Genomic DNA, 15,389 nt, shown 5'->3' on the forward strand with positions numbered 1-15,389 from the left:
AGATCACCGCCGCCTAAACTAACGACAGCTGATCATCGCAACGAAGCGAAAGACCACCACTCAAACGGACGCGGCCCGGGATGGTGCCCGGGTCCCGCTGCGCGGAACCCTCTCCCCCAGTCTCAGGGCATGGGGTTTTCGGATCAAAAGAGCCACAGTCGACACCCGACCAGCGTCGTCGATGCCTGGGATACCGCACTCGCGGATCACAGCAAGGAGATACTGATCCGACTGCGGGCCGAGGTTGAGCAGATTCAAGCCGAGGCTGACGCCTCGGACGGCCTGGCGGACGAGCACACGAAATAGAACATCTGTTCTAAGATCGATAACCTGGCGGTCCGCAAGGAGGATCGGCAGTGGGTACATCGAAGCGATACGCGTCGGCGGCCGATCGCAGGATGGATACGCGCATCCTCGAGCGGATCGCCGCGGAGGCCGGCCCCTGCAGTCGCTCTCGAGCGCCGAGCTGCGCCTAGACGTAGAACCGGTGACGATCGACCCGCGGCCGAAGCCTGCGAAAGCGTGGGTGCGCTTCGGCGCCACGCCGGCGCTCGTCGACGCGGAGGTCTGCCGGTCGACAGCGGATGCCTGCGCGATCAGGTTCCGCGTGGGCGAGACGGTTGCCCTTCCAGGTTAGTGGGCGGGTACCAGACCCGCTGCCCGTCCACCGACGCGAACGACGTGAGTGTGTGGGGTTTGGTGGAGGTGGCGCTCATGATGTCCTTCACAGAAATGTGGCGAACGAGCAGCGCATCCGCGATGAGAGACCGGTGGCAGCGCCACGGGACCGCTTCCGCGCACATGATCGCCACAATCTTCTCTTTTGCTCGATCGATCAGACGGTCTATTCCACGCGCGAAGGGCTCGGTTTGCATGTAGTCGGCGTAGCTTCGGAAGCTTTTGTTGCGCCAGGCGCCGTTGATGCTCTCCACATTCACTGGGGTGTGGCGGAGACCGCCGAGTTGTTCCATCCGCGCATAGTGCAGGCCTGCGTGCGTCAGGCTTTCCTCAAGCGCCTGCGCGCCGAATTGCGGGTTATGTCGGGAGCCGGGAACCGTCCGCACATCGATGAGTTGTTGCACGCCGTTGTTTTCGAGCAGCGCTATGAACTCCTCGATCGGGTGTGTGGAGTGACCGATGGTGAACACTGTCGAGGGTTGCATCCTGCTCCTGAACGGTTGCGAGCGGTCGGTGGAGCCTGACCCGGTTTCCCGGACGGTTTCTCTGTGTTCATCATGCCGCGGTTGCGGCGGGGTTGTGAAGTCGTTCGAACTCCACGGGGCTGAGGTTGCCGAGCGCGGTGTGCGGGCGGGTGGGGTTGTAGAAGCCCTCGATCCACTCGAATATCGCCGACGACAGCTCGGTCCGGGATGTCCAGGTTGAGCGGTCGAGGAGCTCGCGTTGCATCGTGGACCAGAAGGACTCGACGAGCGCGTTATCGACCGATGAGGCGACTCGCCCCATCGAGCCGAGCAGTCCGGCTTGCCTGAGTCGGTGGCCGAAGAGCCACGACGTGTGTTGCGCTCCTCGGTCGGCGTGGACCACGGTGCCAGGCTCGGGTCGGCGGCGCCAGCGAGCCATTTCGAGCGCGTCAACGACGATCTCCGCGGTGATTCTGTCTGAGATCGACCAGCCGACGACGCGGCGGGAGAACGCGTCGATCACTGCGGCGCAGTAAACCCACCCGTCTTTCGCGCGATGCTGCGTGATGTCACAGAACCAGAGCCGGTTCGGCTCGTGCGCGCGGAACTGTCGCTTCACGAGGTCCTCGTGCGTCGCCGTGTCCGGCTTCCAGCCTCGTCGTTTGCGTCGATGAGACACCCCGGTCAGGCCATCCAGGCGCATCACCCGGGCGACGCGCTTCTTGCCCACGTGGACACCGAGCCCGAGCCGCAGCTCGGCCAGCACCCGCGGAGCACCATAGGTGCCACGCGAATCGCGGTGAACCCGCCGGATCGTCGCCGTGGGCGCCCTATCAGCGATCGTCCGCGGCGATGGCGGACGCGACGCCCACTCGTAGTATCCCGAGGTCGACACCCTGAGGAACCGGCAGGCCACCGCGACGGGAACCCATCCGCGGCAAGCTCCTGGACCAACCGGAACCCTATTTTGGGAGTACGTTTTCCCGAGCGAGATAGGCGCTGGCGCGCTTGAGGATCTCATTCTCCATCTCCAGCACGCGGTTGCGGCGACGCAGCTCGACCAGCTCCATATGCTCGTCGGTCGTGATCCCGGCCTTGCGGCCGGAGTCGATCGCGTCGCGGTTTATCCAGTTCCGAAGGCACGACTCGCTGATCCCCAGATCACGAGCGGTCTGACCGACACGGTTTCCCTGGGCGACCAGATCCAGGGCTCGACGCCGGAACTCCGGCGGGTGGGCAGCAGGCATCTCACGGACTCCTTCCGAGACGATCATCGCCTCAACTCAGGTGTCCGCGAAACCGGGTCAGGCTCCCCCACGCTCGGCGTTTGCGCAGGTCAGCGGCTCGTTCGCCCAGTGGGCACATCAAGCGATAGACGCAAAGCCGACGTGATGAGGTCGTCGGTTCGATTCCCACAGGGGGCTCCGGCGAACAGCCCCTGACCTGCGGAAACGCAGGGCAGGGGCTGTTCGGGTCTGGTGGTCGCGCGATGCGCTGGCCTCACGGCTCTGCCCGACACCGACGTCGCTCTCCTCTGCGACGGACCCCTCGCGGCCGGCATCCTGTCCGTGTGTCGATAGGCCTCGCACCGCTCGGCAACGCAGCGTGACGTTGCGTCGCGACCTGGCTACGGCTCGGAGGGGCGCGGTTGTCTCGTGCGTTGGCGGACTACGGGAGCTTGGACGCGAGGACGTCGGCCGCCATGATCTCGGGAGCTGCGCCGAGGAGGTGCTGGTTGGCCATCAGGGCTGCGACGATGGCGCCGTCGGCGTGGGCGTCGCGAGCGGCCTCGTCGGGGAATGCATCGAAGATCCAGAAGGTGTCGGCGTGGGTCCTGACCGCGAACCAGACAATCGTTCCTACTTCTTCGTTGGCGAGTGCGACAGCGCCGGCGAGCAGATCGGCGACCGCGTCGTGCTGTCCATCGGCCGCGACGATCTTGGCGACGAAGGCATACGGAAGTGATGCGGGTGTGGACATGAGGGACTCTCCTTGAAATCGGGGTTCTTCGTGGGACGAGTTCAGCGTATGACGAGCGAGGGCCGGTGGGGAGTGGCGTATACGGCAGTATTGCTATTGTTTACGTCATGCGTATTGGACTGATCGCGATCGACGGCTGCTTCGGTTCGGCTATCGCGTCGATCATCGACATCGTGCGGGTGGCCGAGGGTGCCCGCGGCGATGTCGACCCGCGGATCGACCCGATCGAACTCGCCATCCTCGGACCGAAACGGCGAGTGACCACGACGGCGTCGATGACCCTGTCGGTGGACCACCCGCTGTCGGAGTCCGGAGAGTTCGACGTGGTCGTTGTCCCTGCGCTTGGAACCCTTACGGCCGCCGCTACCAACGACGCCCTCCAGAGCCGAGATGCTCGTTCGGTCATCGCCTCGCTCGGGCGCCTCGACGAGGCGACCACCCGGATCGCCGCGGCGTGCACCGGCGTGTTCGCCGTCGCCGAGACCGGACGGATGCATCATCGGCGGGCGACGACCAGCTGGTTCCTGGGGCCGGAGTTCCTGAAGCGCTATCCGACCGTCGCCCTCGATCTCGACACCATGGTCGTGACCGACGGGAACCTCGTCACCGCCGGCGCCGCGTTCGCCCACATCGACCTCGCGCTCTCACTCGTGCGATCGATCAGCCCCGACCTGGCCCAACATGTCGCCAAGCTCCTCATCATCGACGAGCGCCCGTCGCAGGCGGCCTTCGTCGCTTACGAACATCTCCGGCACGAGGACCCGATCGTCGTCGAGTTCGAACGCTTCGTGCGCGCCCGCCTGGACGAACCGTTCAACGTCGCCTTCGTCGCGCAGTCACTTGGCACCAGCCGGCGCACCCTCGAACGACGAGTCCGTGCGGCGCTCAACCTCACTCCGCTCGGCTTCGTCCAACGGCTTCGCATCGAACGAGCTCGGCACCTCTCAGCAACCACGGACCTCACCTCCGCCGAGATCGCGCTACGAGTCGGCTACGCGAACGCCGAGACTCTGCGCTCCCTCCTGCGTAGGGAGCGACACCGTTCCTGACCTATCGCCATGCCTGTAGCCGGTGTGCCAGTGCTCGACTGGAATCACCTCTCAGCACGTCGCGTCGACGCTCCTGCGTCGCCCCCTGGACGACCCACTCGACACGCCCGCAGCACAGGCCATGTGACGTGTCCCGGCTTCCCGGACGGTCGGGGTTGGGTGGCTGTGATGTCGCTGCGTTCTCGTCGAGAGGATCAGCAGACCCGATCAGAGTCGATTGGGATAAGCCGCGAAGGCGGTCAGGTCAGGGCGGCCGAAGCCGGCCGGCGGGGTAGCGTCGGACACGTCGAGGTCTTTCGGATGGATGGCGTAGGAACCTCCATCGTCGGGAGACCTCGACGTCTATCCCGGGACCGCCACGCCAACGACAACTACACCCTCATCTGGGAAGAGCCCGTTTACGGCACCTTCACCGGGCATTTTTGCGGGACAGTCTTACGGGAATCGAAGGCTTAGGTAGTTGCTGGGTTCTGGTCGTTCACCCGGAAGGTCCGCACCTGTACCGGTGGACGATCGGCTTACGGCACGACGGTATGGTCAAGCGGATTTCCGGGTGATGCCGGCTGTAGGTGGTCATGCAGCCCTCGACTCCTACCCGGGCGTCACCGCCTTTGTCCCTCACCTGCGTTGAGCCCGCATAGGGTTGGCTACGTGGACCAGGTCATCCTCATGTGCGGTCCGGCTGGATCGGGGAAGTCGACCTACGCGCGTGGCCTGGAGGCCCGGGGCTATGTCAGGGTCTCGTTCGACGGCGAGGCGTGGGCCCTCGGGCACCGGACCCACCCGATCGGCGACGACGCGCGCCAGGTCGTCAACGGAACGCTCCAGGACAAGCTCGTCGACTGTGTGAAGCAGGGGAAGGGCGTCGTCGTGGACTCCTCGTTCTGGTCCCGTGCCTCGCGCGATGAGTTCAGGCGGCTCTGCGCCCCCCTCGGCGTCGTCCCGGTCGTCTACTACCTGGACACCAGGCGGTCGATCCTCCTGGACAGGTTGGCCCAGCGCGAGAACTCCGGCCCGGACGACATCGCTGTGTCGCGCGAGCGAGCGATCGCGTACATCGACGGGTTCGAGACGCCCACACCTGAAGAAGGCCCACTCAGGATCGTCCACGTGACAAGCCCGATGTGATCGTGGCTGCGCCCAGACCGGCGCCACGCCCACGCTGGTCGCCCTCCTGACTCGAAGGGGTATCCCCGGTGGGCGGTCTCGCAGAGACGCATCACAGTCGCCGATTCTCGTTGCCTGCCCCGGCTTCATTCCTCAGCTACAGCTCGCACGCCTGCGTCGGATCTGCTCATCGACCGGCGCAATTCTCGAGCCGCCGCTGCGGTCTCAAGAAACCTCTCCGTCGGCGCCGCCCATTCAAGGACCTGCCGAGGCCGTTCGTTGAGGAGCCTCTCGATGCGTTCGAGCTCGTCGTTACTCGTCGCGTTCATGTTCGTGCGCCGCGGGAGGTACTGGTGCAGGAGGCGGTTAGTGTTCTCGTTGGTGCCGCGCTGCCACGGGCTGCGGGGGTCGCAGAAGTAGACCGGGGCGTCGATGAGCGCGCTGAGGAAGGCGTGGTCGGCCATCTCGCGGCCGCGGTCCCAGGTCAGGGACTTGCACATGCCGGGTGGGACGTTGAACAGGGCGCGGGCGACCGCGATGCTGACGTCCTTGGCCTTGATCCCGTCGGGCAGCGGCACGATCTTCAGGTAGCGGGTGGTGCGCTCGACGAGGGTCGCGACCGCGCTCGGGCGCTTGCCCATGACGAGGTCACCTTCCCAATGACCCGGCTCGAGCCGGTCGGTCACGGTGGCGGGGCGGTGGTGGATGGAGACCATGTCGCGCAGATGCCCTCGCCCGTGCGATCGCTTCACGAGCCGGGGCCGGCGCATCGTGCGACCGGACCGCAGCCGCTGGTACGTGCTCTTCGGCAGGTTCCGCGATGCCGGCAGATAGACAGCGCGGTAGATCGTCTCGTGCGAGACCCACATGCCCGGCTCGTGGGGATGTTCGCGGCGCAGCCACGCCGCGATCTGCTGCGGGGACCAGTCCAGCTCGAGCCGCGAGAGCACCACCGCCCGCAGCCGCTCGTCGCTCGCGAGACGCGGCACCCGCGACCGCCGGGCTTCGACGCGGGCACGCTCATCGGCGACCGTCGCACGGTAGGCGTCACGGCCGCCGTTGCGGGCGATCTCGCGCGAGACCGTCGACGCCGACCGCCCCAACCCTTCGGCGATCGCCCGGGCAGAAAGAGCAGCAGCGATCCCACGCGAGATCTCTTCCCGCTCACCTGGACTCAGATGCCGTGGGGAGCGTCTCGGCAACGCGGGTCGCACCCCACCATGACGCAGCAAGTACCGGCGCACGTGATGCGACGGGACGCCGGCCCGATCGGCGATCCGCCGCAGTGACTCGCCCTCGCCCCATGCCTGCCACACGACGTCCTGTACTGCCGCTGGCAGCGACGTCACCACACTCATCCCAGCCTCCACGACAACGCATCATCTACCCTGGTGGTGCGTTGGTGGGTTGAGACCGCCATCGTTTTCGGCAGGCGTCCTCTTAGTTCGGTGAAGCTCGCGCAGGGCTTCTGGGCGCCGGATTTCTCCGCTGCGAGATGCATCGTTCCGATGCGTGGCTACTTCGAGTGGACCGGCGACAAGACGCCGAAGACCCCGCACTTCCTACACGGAGACGGGCTGCTCTCGGCCGCCGGCCTCACCTGGTCGATGGAACTCTCGAACGGAGAGAAGTCCCGCTGCTTCGTCGTCATCACCCGCGAAGCGCGCAACGCCAGCGGCGAGGTGCACGACAGGATGCCCGCGTTCCTCACGCCCGACACCTGACCGAAGAAGCTCACCGGCGACCGCAAGACAGAGACCCTGGCGATGCTCGAGCACACCTCGAGCGATATCGCCTCCACCATCCGCGAGCACATCGTCGATCGCAAGGTCAGCAACAGTCGCACGGTCGATCCGACTGACCCGACTCTGCTGGAGCCGGTCAACTGACCAATCATCGCCGCGATCCGCACACCTCTGCTGCCAGAATGAGCGTCATGTCGCTCACGCCTGACAACGTCAGTCCAGAGGTCTTCGCTCGGATGCTCATCGATCCCGAGCTGAGACCTCTCCTCGGCATGAACATCTCTGCCACAACGGCAGACACCGTCGCGGCGTCGCCAGGACTGACCGCGCACTACTACAACCAGTGGGCAGCTGGCGCCCGGGCGGCGGAGCCGGCCGTGGCCCCTGAGACCGCTCATGCCCGGCTTGGAGACCCCACCACATCACCACGTCTCGCTGCGCCGCACGTCGCGCATCGCGTCGACACAGCACGGCCGACATCCACTGACGCAGCATCCACCCTCCGACCGCTCGATCTTCGCCTCGCAGTGCATGCCGTTGTCTGGCCAGCAGCGAGCCTCGTCATGGTCGGACTCACCCTCATCCTCGCCATCGCGCTCGCCCGCAGCGACGATCGCAACCTCGGCCCGCAGGCGGCGATCTACTGGACAGGAGTCGGGTACTTCTTCGCGATCATCCTGGGGATCCTCGGGATCGTCTTCGGCATCAAGTCGATCCATCGGGGTCTTCGGTCCAAGATCGGTACGCCAAGGCGTTTCGCAGCGATCACCTGGGGAACCATCGGACTGGTCGCCAGCGTCTGGTTTGTCCTCAGCTGGCTTGTCGGCTGGGTCACTCTCTGAAGGTCGAAGGCAACGGCTCACATGCACCTCGAAATCACCGCGACCCCGCGTGAGACCCTCGTGTGGGCGCCGACCGTCCAGGCCGCGCAGGAGCTGCGCCGTCTCGCTGACGACGGCTACCTCGTCCTCGACGCGGACCCGTATGAGCTCGCCAGCGCCGGCCTCATCCCTGAGGGCGAGCACCTCGAGTTCGACCCGGCACGGATCTTCGACGTCTCGACCGGCCCGGACGCGAATGCGACGCTGCACGCGCTGACCGACTCGGGTCACACGCTCGTCTGGCACCGCTGGCAGACGAAGCGACTCGCTCGCAAGGTCTGGGGTGTCCCCGTCGCGATCCCGCGCAAGGGCGCGCCACGACCTGGCTCGACGGAGACCGCCAAGCACTTCGACACGACTGTGCGCAGCACTCGAGGTCTCGGCCTCCGCATCTGTCGCGAGACATACGCCCGGATCAACAAGCGCTCGTCCCTGCCTCGCATGTACCGCGAGGACAACCCCGCGTTCTGGGACGCGGTCGACGAGGACTACGACGACGCGGACCACCGCATCCACTCAGACGCCTGGTGCGAAGCGCAGCGCGCGGACGCACTGCTGAACTTCGACCTGAACATGGCCCACTTCGCCTCCCTCGATCGCGAGGAGTTCGAGAGCGCTCTACAGTCCGCGGTCGCCAGCCGTCGCGGCATGCGCGAAGTCACCGACCTGATGAAGTGGGACGGCGTTCCCGGGCTGTACATCATGGTGCTCGACGAGTACGCGCAGGTGTACGTCGGCGTCGCGAACTCGTCGACAGGGATCGCGAAGCGGATCCGCCAGCACTGGACCCACCAGAAGGAGTTCGACCGTCTCATCTGGGGTGCCGTCGACGAATCGATCTTGTCGATCGACAGCTTCCGTGCACTGGACACCACCCGCATCTTCGCCATGAAGACCGAGCGCTTCTTCGCCGGCGAGAACCCGCTCCTCGAGCAGTTCCCGAGGAAGTTCACGCTGAACCGCGTCATGGGCGGCAACGACGTCGTCCACCTCGCCGGCTTCCTCGGAGTCGGCGCCGTCATGCGCACCCGGGAGTTCGAAGTCCCGCTGAGCTGACCCAGCCCCCGCTCTCGGCGGATCCGCCTGTGGAGGATATATCGGCCGCGAGGTCCCGGGCGTCTACGGTTCGAGCATGGTCACGCGCGTGTACGCCTCCCCGAACCCTGAGCCTCCCACCGAGCGGCAACTCTGTTCGCGGTGTGACCGTCTGATGGATTGGATTCGGGTCGAACCGGGATACCTCTGGCAATGCTGGACGTGCGGCAACATCCGCTTTCCTCAACCGCAGAGCTCGTGACGCCGCGGTCGTGCGACGATCCTCCGGCTCAGGACCGCTCGCCCGAAGCGATCGCTTCTTTCAGCCGTGCTTGTCGATCGCGTCTGCGAGGGCTCCTGCAACCAGATTTCTCAAGGTGCCCTTATGCGCCCATCCGCTTGCTCCGCTGGCGGAGGGTGCCAGGACGTACGCCTCGATCAAAGACTCAGCCCCCCGCCCGAAGATCACGTGCGTCCCGGTCGTGAATTCGGCAAAAGCGACCTGATGAGCTGACTCCGCGAACGGGGATGGCTTAGGAAGTTCGTGGATAGGCAGATCGAAGAAGCCGCCCGTACGGAACACCTGCTCCGCGTGCTGGCGAGCCATGCCGAGATCGATCCGAGGAGCCATGGGGCGAAGCTGTCCCGGGTCGCAGATCGCGATCCCGTCCAGGACCACGAAGCCAGGCGCTGAGATCGTTTCGGGCGCGTACCCCCGATCAAAATCAGTGCGGGTGCGAGCACCCTTCACCACACGCTGCGGGAAAACGGGGAGAGACACGAGCTCGTCGCCGCCGACCGGCGCGTACCTATTTCCGTGCAGTATCCATCCGACTTCGTCCGCTGTGAAGCGCTTCGTCTTCGACGACCAATACTCGTGCGCGTCGCGCCACAACTCCTCGAGCTCGGCATTGAAGGCCCGTGCTTCATTGCCTTCCCGAGACTCCGCCTCAGCCCGCTCGAGGCGGAATCGCTCGACATCTTCTCCGAAACCCATGGCGTCATTATGGCGTAGCCACGGAGATGCTCTTCGCCTTCCAGTTCGAGCCCTGTTCGAAGTGCTGAGCGCATGCGAGCGGTCGCCTGGGCGGCACCGCTCACCCAGGCGGTCTCCTCGTCGTCCCTGATGGTCAGGGGCAGCTAACGCAGATGTCGGACCCCGAAGCTACACCGCAACATCCGACCCCCTGGGGCAACAATCCACTGATGATGCACCAGGTCCTCGGAGCGTAGCGCTGCGACGTCGGCGGACTGTGCTTGCATGACCAGGTGACGCACGCGAACGACGGCGAATCAGGCCCGACCGAGCCGGATGCCAGCAGCCAGACTGCTGAGCGCCGTGTTCGCCCAATCCCAGAGAACCTGACCGGACAGCTCATCGCCACGCTCCCGGCCTCCACGCGAAGGATGATCGAAGAGGTAGGCAAGCTGGGCTCGATGTTCGCCGTGTCGAAGCACGTCACGAGCGCCCTCGCCCCGGCTCGCGTGCCATCGCTTCTGTTCGATCCTGCTCTGGAGTCCGCGATCTCCGCCGCGCGGGAAGCGTCCTCGATGATGGGGCCGCAGGGGTTCAACGGCATCTTCGGATCGATTCCAACGCCGTCGATTCTGACGGATCCGACGCTGGCCTCGACCATCTCGAAGGCGTTCGAACTGTCGACGCTCTCAAGTGGCGTGACGGAGATGCTGCGCGGTACGTCGGTGTTTGATACGAAGGCTCTGCGGCTCGCGGGCATCGGACTCCCGACCTCGCTCTTCGCGCCGATGCAATCGGTCATCGGCGACCAACTGACATCGCTCAAGGGGTTCACGGGCGTGCCCGTGAACCTCCTCGGGGATCTGAGCTGGATCAGCGAGCTCACGAAGGGGCTGAAGCTCGGCAAGCCGCACCTGCCGTCGAACTGGCGACAGGTCGAGATTGAGCCCGACGATCTCGAGGACGAGGTGCGTGGGATCCTCGAGGAGGGGATTCCACTTGCCTGGGTTCCTTCGGCGCGCGTGATCGAACTGCTCCTGGCTGCGCCCGATTCCTCGACTCGACGCCGAGTCATCAATAACAACCACAAGGGGATCCTGACCGGCTGCGAGCGTCTGGTTTCCCGTCTGCCTCAAAAGCGCGCCCTGCTCTACGGAGACATGGTCCGCAAGGCGATCAACGCGCTCCGGGACGGACACGTCGAAGCGGCGCAGTCGCTGGCCACCAACGTGCTCGACACGCTCCTTACCCAGCACTCAAGGGACGCCCTGAAGGTATCCCTGGGCGCTGTGAAGAATGCCAGTTCGTACGAGCGGTTCCGCAAGCAAGGGTGGCGACTTGCCCTCGCTATCCACCCGGTGACGACTGTGATGAACGGTCGTTACACGGTGGGAGACCGCCCCGCCGGCTACCGACGCAACGCCACTGCACACGCGATCACGCGGCACCAGTACAACCGCATCAATGCCGTGCTCGCGATTATGAACGCAACGTCTGTGCTGACCTGCTTCGTGCGGGACACCCCTGCGTTCGACTGACGCCCGCCTTGGTGCCATTCGCGCTATCTAGGCCGACTGCGGCTTCTTCGGGAACGCCACCGTCTCGCCTGCCGCCAGGCTCAGCAACTCGCCCGACTGTAGGGTCACCGCGGTGCCAGACCGGGAGTGCTCGACCTGCTCAATCACACCGTCGACCGTGAGCCTCCCGATGTCGGTCCCACCCAGCGTCTCCGCCTTCTTCCTGTACACCGGTACGGGATCAGGGCCGTCGGGGGCGTTCGGCGCACACACCCGGCACCGTCGGTAGCGCCCCAGCGAGGGGAGCTCGTCGAGCGGCACATACCGCGCCTCGTAGAAGCTGCGATACACATCCTCGACGGGTCTGACGAGCGAGAGCCCATCCTCGTACGACTCGAGGACCTCGAGTCCTCTACTGGGCAGTTCTTCGCGCACATCACCCCGCACCTGATGCTGGATGGTCGGGCAGTCCTCACGGTGAAGCACGCGAGGCGGTTCGCTGGTGTAGTTCAGGATCAGTCGCGCAGTCTCGGACACGAGAACATCATCTCCCAGCTCGCCGACCCCGGCCGGAGCACCCTGTGGATAACGTCGCACTGCCGAGCCGTACGCTGGGACGATGAGCACCGCCGAGCTGCCCGCATCTACCGGACAGTACCTCGCTTCGCGAACAATCGCGGGGCCGGGCCAAGACGACTGCTGGCTGTGGACGAGTAAGCCCGATCGCGACGGCTATGGCGTCGCGAGCCTCGGCGGCAAGCAGTGGCGCGCTCATCGGCTGTAATACCGGTTCCACGTGGGTCCCATCCCTGACGGGCACGAGCTCGACCACACCTGTGAGAGCCGCCTCTGCGTGCGCCCCACGCACCTCGTGCCAGTCGAGAGCAACTTCGAGAATCTCGTGAACAAATACCTGCGGCAAGGGCGCACACGCGAGGCCGCAGAACAGCTCGCAGCATGGGACATGAAGCACATCGAGCGCGAGCACGAGCTGAAGATCACGTACAGGAAGGTAACCACCGAAGCCGCGGAGCGTGGCATCGTTGTCGGCGCACGTGTCGTTCGCGGTCGACGCCGCGATGCAACCATCTGGCGGGTCACTCACATGATCAAGGCGGGTCGCGGCGCGCTCGACGTCGGTCTCGAATCCGAAGCTGGAGCGCGAACTCGCGCCCCAGCAACAGAGGTGTGGGTCGCCGAGTAACGCAACGAGATGCGACCTTCGTCCGCCGCTAAAGTCGGCATCATGCCACTACCGCCGAGCACTGAGACCGTCAACGACGCGATTGCTGCGCTGACCGGCCAGCGATGGTCGATCGTCGACGCGCAGGATCACGTTCCACCGCTACCCGGGCTGTACGCCATCTACGGCCACGAGCAGGCATGGCGTGACCTCAGCCTCGATCCCCAATCTGGGCGGCCGCTTTACATCGGGAAATCCGAGGACAGCCTCGTCGCTAGGGAGCTCAACGGTCACTTCGCCGCGAACCCCGCACATGCGCCGCGTACTGGAAGTTCAACCGTTCGCAGGTCGTTCGCAGCGCTTCTCCGCGAGACTCTTGACCTACATGCTGTGCCGCGGAACCTCGTCAAGCCAGAACGCTTCTCGAACTACGCCCTCGCAGGAGGCGGCGATGCGCGCCTCACCGCGTGGATGCACGCACGTCTGTCGATCGCCGTCTGGGCAGCGCCGATGCAGCGGACGTGGGCCCTCAACGACGTGGAGACTTTGGCCATCGCAGCGTTCACTCCACCGATCAACATCTCGAAGAACCCCGGCAAACTTACGCGGCTAAGTCGCGCCCGAGCCGCGATGGCGGCCGAAGCCGCGCGATGGCGGCAGGAGGACGCACGATGACCGAGAAATGGATCTACGAGCCGTCCGCCGACGGCGCCTCCCGGTTTGTGCTCGGCGTGGTCGGGACGAACCCGCTCATCTGTTTCGGCATCAACCCGTCGACCGCAAGGCCTGGCGCCCTCGATCCCACCGTGACGCGCGTGAGGAACTTCGCTGCTGCACACGGGTACGACGGCTGGACGATGCTCAACGTCTACCCGCAGATCTCCACCAAGCCTGCGGGCATGCATCGCCAGCACGACCCGCAGTTGAAGGTCGCCAACGAGCGGCACATCGCGACCGCGATCCAAGGACATACGACCTTGCTCGCAGCGTGGGGTACCAACATGACACGTCGCGCGTATCTGTCGGAGCTGCTTCGCGACATCCTGAAGCTGACCGACGCCTCCGGTACTCAGTGGTTGTCTCTCGGCAAGCCCCTACAGGACGGTCACCCACCCCACCCGTCCAGACTCGCGAACGCCACACCTCTCGTTCCGTTCGACATGGCCTCATACCCCTGGGCGCACTGATCTGAAGGCCCCCGCGCAAGCAGCGGACCCCTGCGATCACTTCCACGGGCGCTGCCTACGGAGACACATCCGAGCGTCCAGCGCGAGCGACGCGACGATTGTGCAGCGCCAACACGGCGAACGCCGCTGCGGGGCCAGCGATGACGATCATCATGACCCACTGCCACCCCTCGCTTGCAACGAGCACTGCGCCCAGCACGATCAGCCCTGCGCCGATGCCTCGCAACATGGTGGATCCGCGCGGTGACGTCTGCGGACGCTTCCCGAACAGGATCGGGCTCAGCTCGTGCGCTCGAATGGTTCGAGAGAGCGCTGTGTGGAACAGCGCGATGCCGGCGACTGACGCAACGATTCCGACGACGAACATGCTTTCGACGGTATCAGTGGGGCCCTGACGTGTCGCGAGGACCCCCGTACTCACGTCGCGACTTTGCGACCGTGCAGACCCCCGCGATCCCGCTCGGTCACTGCTCTACAGCCGCTTACCAACTCAGCCCCATCTCACTTCAACGTCTGGCCCATTACCGACGATAAGAACACTTATCCGGACTATCTGCGCGAATCTGGCCTTCCTGACAACGGGTCGAGACGTCCACCCCACAGCAACTTTCGATGCGCCGTTCCGCCCCGGGATGAACGGCGCGAGCAAATACGCGGATCCAGGTCCGGGGCGCTCTTGCCCCACCGCTCAAGAACCTCGGTCTCGACTCCGCGCCGGCGAAGCGCGGCCTTCAGAGGGCGGTCCAATCTCGGCGATTACAGGGCAGATTCCTCTGCCGCAACATCGTCTTCGATCGTGTGGATTTTGGTATGCACACCCGCCAGTGCGGAGATCGCTTCGGCGACAAGGCGCAGCCGGGCTGCAAAGTGCTCGTCCACGGTCAGTTCCGCGGGGTTCGGCGGAACGAACTGGGAGGTTCCCACCCCCTCTGTCAAGCTATCCAGAGAAACGTAGCCACCAGTTCTCGGGACTTTAGAGGTGGTGAGGAGCATCCCGAGTGTGAGCAGATGGCCCGGCATATTCCACAACTTTTCAGATCGTGGAATGAAGCTCACGGGGGACGCGAGATCAGCCTCCTCGTCGACTCGGACGATTGGGTCGAAAGGATCAAGGGGACTGTTGCTCGCGTACACGCACAACAGTCCCCGGTGCAGGCCACCATACTGACGCCGGTTCACCGAGAACATCGTCTCGGAGTCCAGACCGATTTCCTTCGGAGCAACAGGGACGCGCTTCAACAATTGCGTGAAGTCCTCCACAGCGCGCGTGTTCGACGCAACGTCGTATCGCCCCTTGAAGGTAGAGCTCCAGAACCAGGCATCGACAATCGATTCATTGCCGTACAAGGCGTCGTTCATAGCTAGCGCCCCGAGGACGGTCAGTTGAACCTTGCTTGGAAGCCAGTCACTGTTCCGGACATGAAGCCGCTCGCGGAGATAGGTGACAGCGGCGCGCAGCGCATCCACTGCCTCCGACCAGTACTTCCTGACCTCGCCACCCTTGAGTTGCAGTACCTGGAGTCCCGCGGGGTGGTGGTCTTTCGGGCCCGCGGCGTCGTGACCGCGACGGGGTGAGCCATCGTGCGA

General features: G+C 65.1%; 21 protein-coding genes and 1 pseudogene. 13 read left to right on the forward strand and 9 right to left on the reverse strand.

Annotated features, from left to right (window positions below):
* Positions 1-129 precede the first annotated feature (129 nt).
* On the forward strand, positions 130-306 hold the full coding sequence (locus CJ226_RS18235) for a hypothetical protein (protein ID WP_180964643.1): 177 nt from the start codon (positions 130-132) through the stop codon (positions 304-306).
* 290 nt (positions 307-596) lie between these two features.
* On the opposite strand, the gene CJ226_RS17430 is transcribed toward CJ226_RS18235, so the two are convergent.
* From CJ226_RS17430 to CJ226_RS17445, 4 genes are all read right to left on the reverse strand, one after another.
* Positions 597-1,163 (reverse strand): DUF488 family protein, encoded by a 567-nt coding sequence (locus tag CJ226_RS17430; protein ID WP_102209942.1) that lies wholly within the window; start codon positions 1,161-1,163, stop codon positions 597-599.
* Positions 1,164-1,233: 70 nt separating this feature from the next.
* Complete coding sequence (locus CJ226_RS17435) at positions 1,234-2,163, reverse strand: IS3 family transposase (protein WP_102209943.1); 930 nt, start codon at positions 2,161-2,163, stop codon at positions 1,234-1,236.
* The gene (locus CJ226_RS17440) at positions 2,105-2,389 is read right to left on the reverse strand and encodes a transposase (protein WP_180964645.1); all 285 of its coding nucleotides are present in this window, start codon (positions 2,387-2,389) and stop codon (positions 2,105-2,107) included. The genes CJ226_RS17435 and CJ226_RS17440 overlap by 59 nt, the downstream gene beginning before the upstream one ends.
* Positions 2,390-2,810: 421 nt before the next feature.
* Positions 2,811-3,122, reverse strand: coding sequence for a putative quinol monooxygenase (locus CJ226_RS17445; protein WP_102209945.1), 312 nt, complete (start codon positions 3,120-3,122; stop codon positions 2,811-2,813).
* Between the two features lie 107 nt (positions 3,123-3,229).
* Between CJ226_RS17445 and CJ226_RS17450 the strand changes: the two genes are divergently transcribed.
* Together CJ226_RS17450 and CJ226_RS17460 are read left to right on the forward strand one after the other, a co-directional pair.
* Positions 3,230-4,171: a GlxA family transcriptional regulator gene (locus CJ226_RS17450; RefSeq protein ID WP_102209946.1), complete on the forward strand. Its 942-nt coding sequence runs from the start codon at positions 3,230-3,232 to the stop codon at positions 4,169-4,171.
* A 651-nt stretch (positions 4,172-4,822) separates the two neighbouring features.
* Complete coding sequence (locus tag CJ226_RS17460; RefSeq protein ID WP_232089073.1) at positions 4,823-5,299, forward strand: ATP-binding protein; 477 nt, start codon at positions 4,823-4,825, stop codon at positions 5,297-5,299.
* A gap of 125 nt (positions 5,300-5,424) precedes the next feature.
* Here the strand turns inward: CJ226_RS17460 and CJ226_RS17465 are convergent, their stop codons facing one another.
* The gene (locus CJ226_RS17465) at positions 5,425-6,636 is read right to left on the reverse strand and encodes an IS30 family transposase (protein ID WP_102209947.1); all 1,212 of its coding nucleotides are present in this window, start codon (positions 6,634-6,636) and stop codon (positions 5,425-5,427) included.
* 90 nt (positions 6,637-6,726) lie between these two features.
* Between CJ226_RS17465 and CJ226_RS17470 the strand changes: the two genes are divergently transcribed.
* The 4 genes from CJ226_RS17470 (at position 6,727) to CJ226_RS17480 (ending at position 8,960) form a co-directional block, all read left to right on the forward strand.
* The gene (locus tag CJ226_RS17470; protein WP_180964647.1) at positions 6,727-7,002 is read left to right on the forward strand and encodes an SOS response-associated peptidase family protein; all 276 of its coding nucleotides are present in this window, start codon (positions 6,727-6,729) and stop codon (positions 7,000-7,002) included.
* 42 nt (positions 7,003-7,044) lie between these two features.
* Positions 7,045-7,167 (forward strand): hypothetical protein, encoded by a 123-nt coding sequence (locus CJ226_RS18550; protein ID WP_257996731.1) that lies wholly within the window; start codon positions 7,045-7,047, stop codon positions 7,165-7,167.
* Between the two features lie 92 nt (positions 7,168-7,259).
* Positions 7,260-7,865, forward strand: a complete 606-nt coding sequence (locus tag CJ226_RS18335) for a hypothetical protein (protein ID WP_219719998.1) — start codon at positions 7,260-7,262, stop codon at positions 7,863-7,865.
* 21 nt (positions 7,866-7,886) lie between these two features.
* Complete coding sequence (locus CJ226_RS17480) at positions 7,887-8,960, forward strand: hypothetical protein (protein WP_102209950.1); 1,074 nt, start codon at positions 7,887-7,889, stop codon at positions 8,958-8,960.
* A 301-nt stretch (positions 8,961-9,261) separates the two neighbouring features.
* On the opposite strand, the gene CJ226_RS17485 is transcribed toward CJ226_RS17480, so the two are convergent.
* Positions 9,262-9,936, reverse strand: coding sequence for a hypothetical protein (locus CJ226_RS17485; protein WP_102209951.1), 675 nt, complete (start codon positions 9,934-9,936; stop codon positions 9,262-9,264).
* Between the two features lie 272 nt (positions 9,937-10,208).
* Here CJ226_RS17485 and CJ226_RS17490 point away from each other — a divergent pair, with 272 nt between their 5' ends.
* Entirely contained in the window at positions 10,209-11,453 is a 1,245-nt protein-coding gene (locus CJ226_RS17490) for a hypothetical protein (protein ID WP_146008271.1), read from the forward strand.
* 27 nt (positions 11,454-11,480) lie between these two features.
* On the opposite strand, the gene CJ226_RS17495 is transcribed toward CJ226_RS17490, so the two are convergent.
* Entirely contained in the window at positions 11,481-11,969 is a 489-nt protein-coding gene (locus CJ226_RS17495) for a hypothetical protein (RefSeq protein WP_102209953.1), read from the reverse strand.
* 82 nt (positions 11,970-12,051) lie between these two features.
* Between CJ226_RS17495 and CJ226_RS18245 the strand changes: the two genes are divergently transcribed.
* The 5 genes and pseudogenes from CJ226_RS18245 to CJ226_RS17510 all read left to right on the forward strand — a co-directional run bounded on the left by CJ226_RS18245 (position 12,052) and on the right by CJ226_RS17510 (position 13,802).
* Positions 12,052-12,216, forward strand: coding sequence for a hypothetical protein (locus CJ226_RS18245; RefSeq protein WP_180964648.1), 165 nt, complete (start codon positions 12,052-12,054; stop codon positions 12,214-12,216).
* 12 nt (positions 12,217-12,228) lie between these two features.
* Positions 12,229-12,294: pseudogene (locus tag CJ226_RS18675) on the forward strand (hypothetical protein); the annotation flags it as partial.
* 102 nt (positions 12,295-12,396) lie between these two features.
* A complete protein-coding gene (locus CJ226_RS18555; RefSeq protein ID WP_257996732.1) occupies positions 12,397-12,636 on the forward strand; it encodes a hypothetical protein in 240 nt (79 codons plus the stop codon).
* 42 nt (positions 12,637-12,678) lie between these two features.
* Positions 12,679-13,290, forward strand: coding sequence for a GIY-YIG nuclease family protein (locus CJ226_RS17905; protein ID WP_146008273.1), 612 nt, complete (start codon positions 12,679-12,681; stop codon positions 13,288-13,290).
* Positions 13,287-13,802 carry a DUF1643 domain-containing protein gene (locus CJ226_RS17510; RefSeq protein ID WP_180964649.1) on the forward strand — a complete coding sequence of 172 codons (516 nt, stop codon included), beginning with the start codon at positions 13,287-13,289 and terminating at the stop codon, positions 13,800-13,802. Before CJ226_RS17905 ends, CJ226_RS17510 begins: the two co-directional genes overlap by 4 nt.
* A gap of 55 nt (positions 13,803-13,857) precedes the next feature.
* Here the strand turns inward: CJ226_RS17510 and CJ226_RS17515 are convergent, their stop codons facing one another.
* Positions 13,858-14,169, reverse strand: coding sequence for a hypothetical protein (locus CJ226_RS17515; RefSeq protein ID WP_102209957.1), 312 nt, complete (start codon positions 14,167-14,169; stop codon positions 13,858-13,860).
* A 389-nt stretch (positions 14,170-14,558) separates the two neighbouring features.
* A partial coding sequence (locus CJ226_RS18250; RefSeq protein WP_180964650.1) for a hypothetical protein occupies positions 14,559-15,389 on the reverse strand: 831 nt, incomplete at its 5' end.

Source organism: Microbacterium sp. UMB0228, assembly GCF_002871415.1.
Lineage (GTDB): Bacteria > Actinomycetota > Actinomycetes > Actinomycetales > Microbacteriaceae > Microbacterium.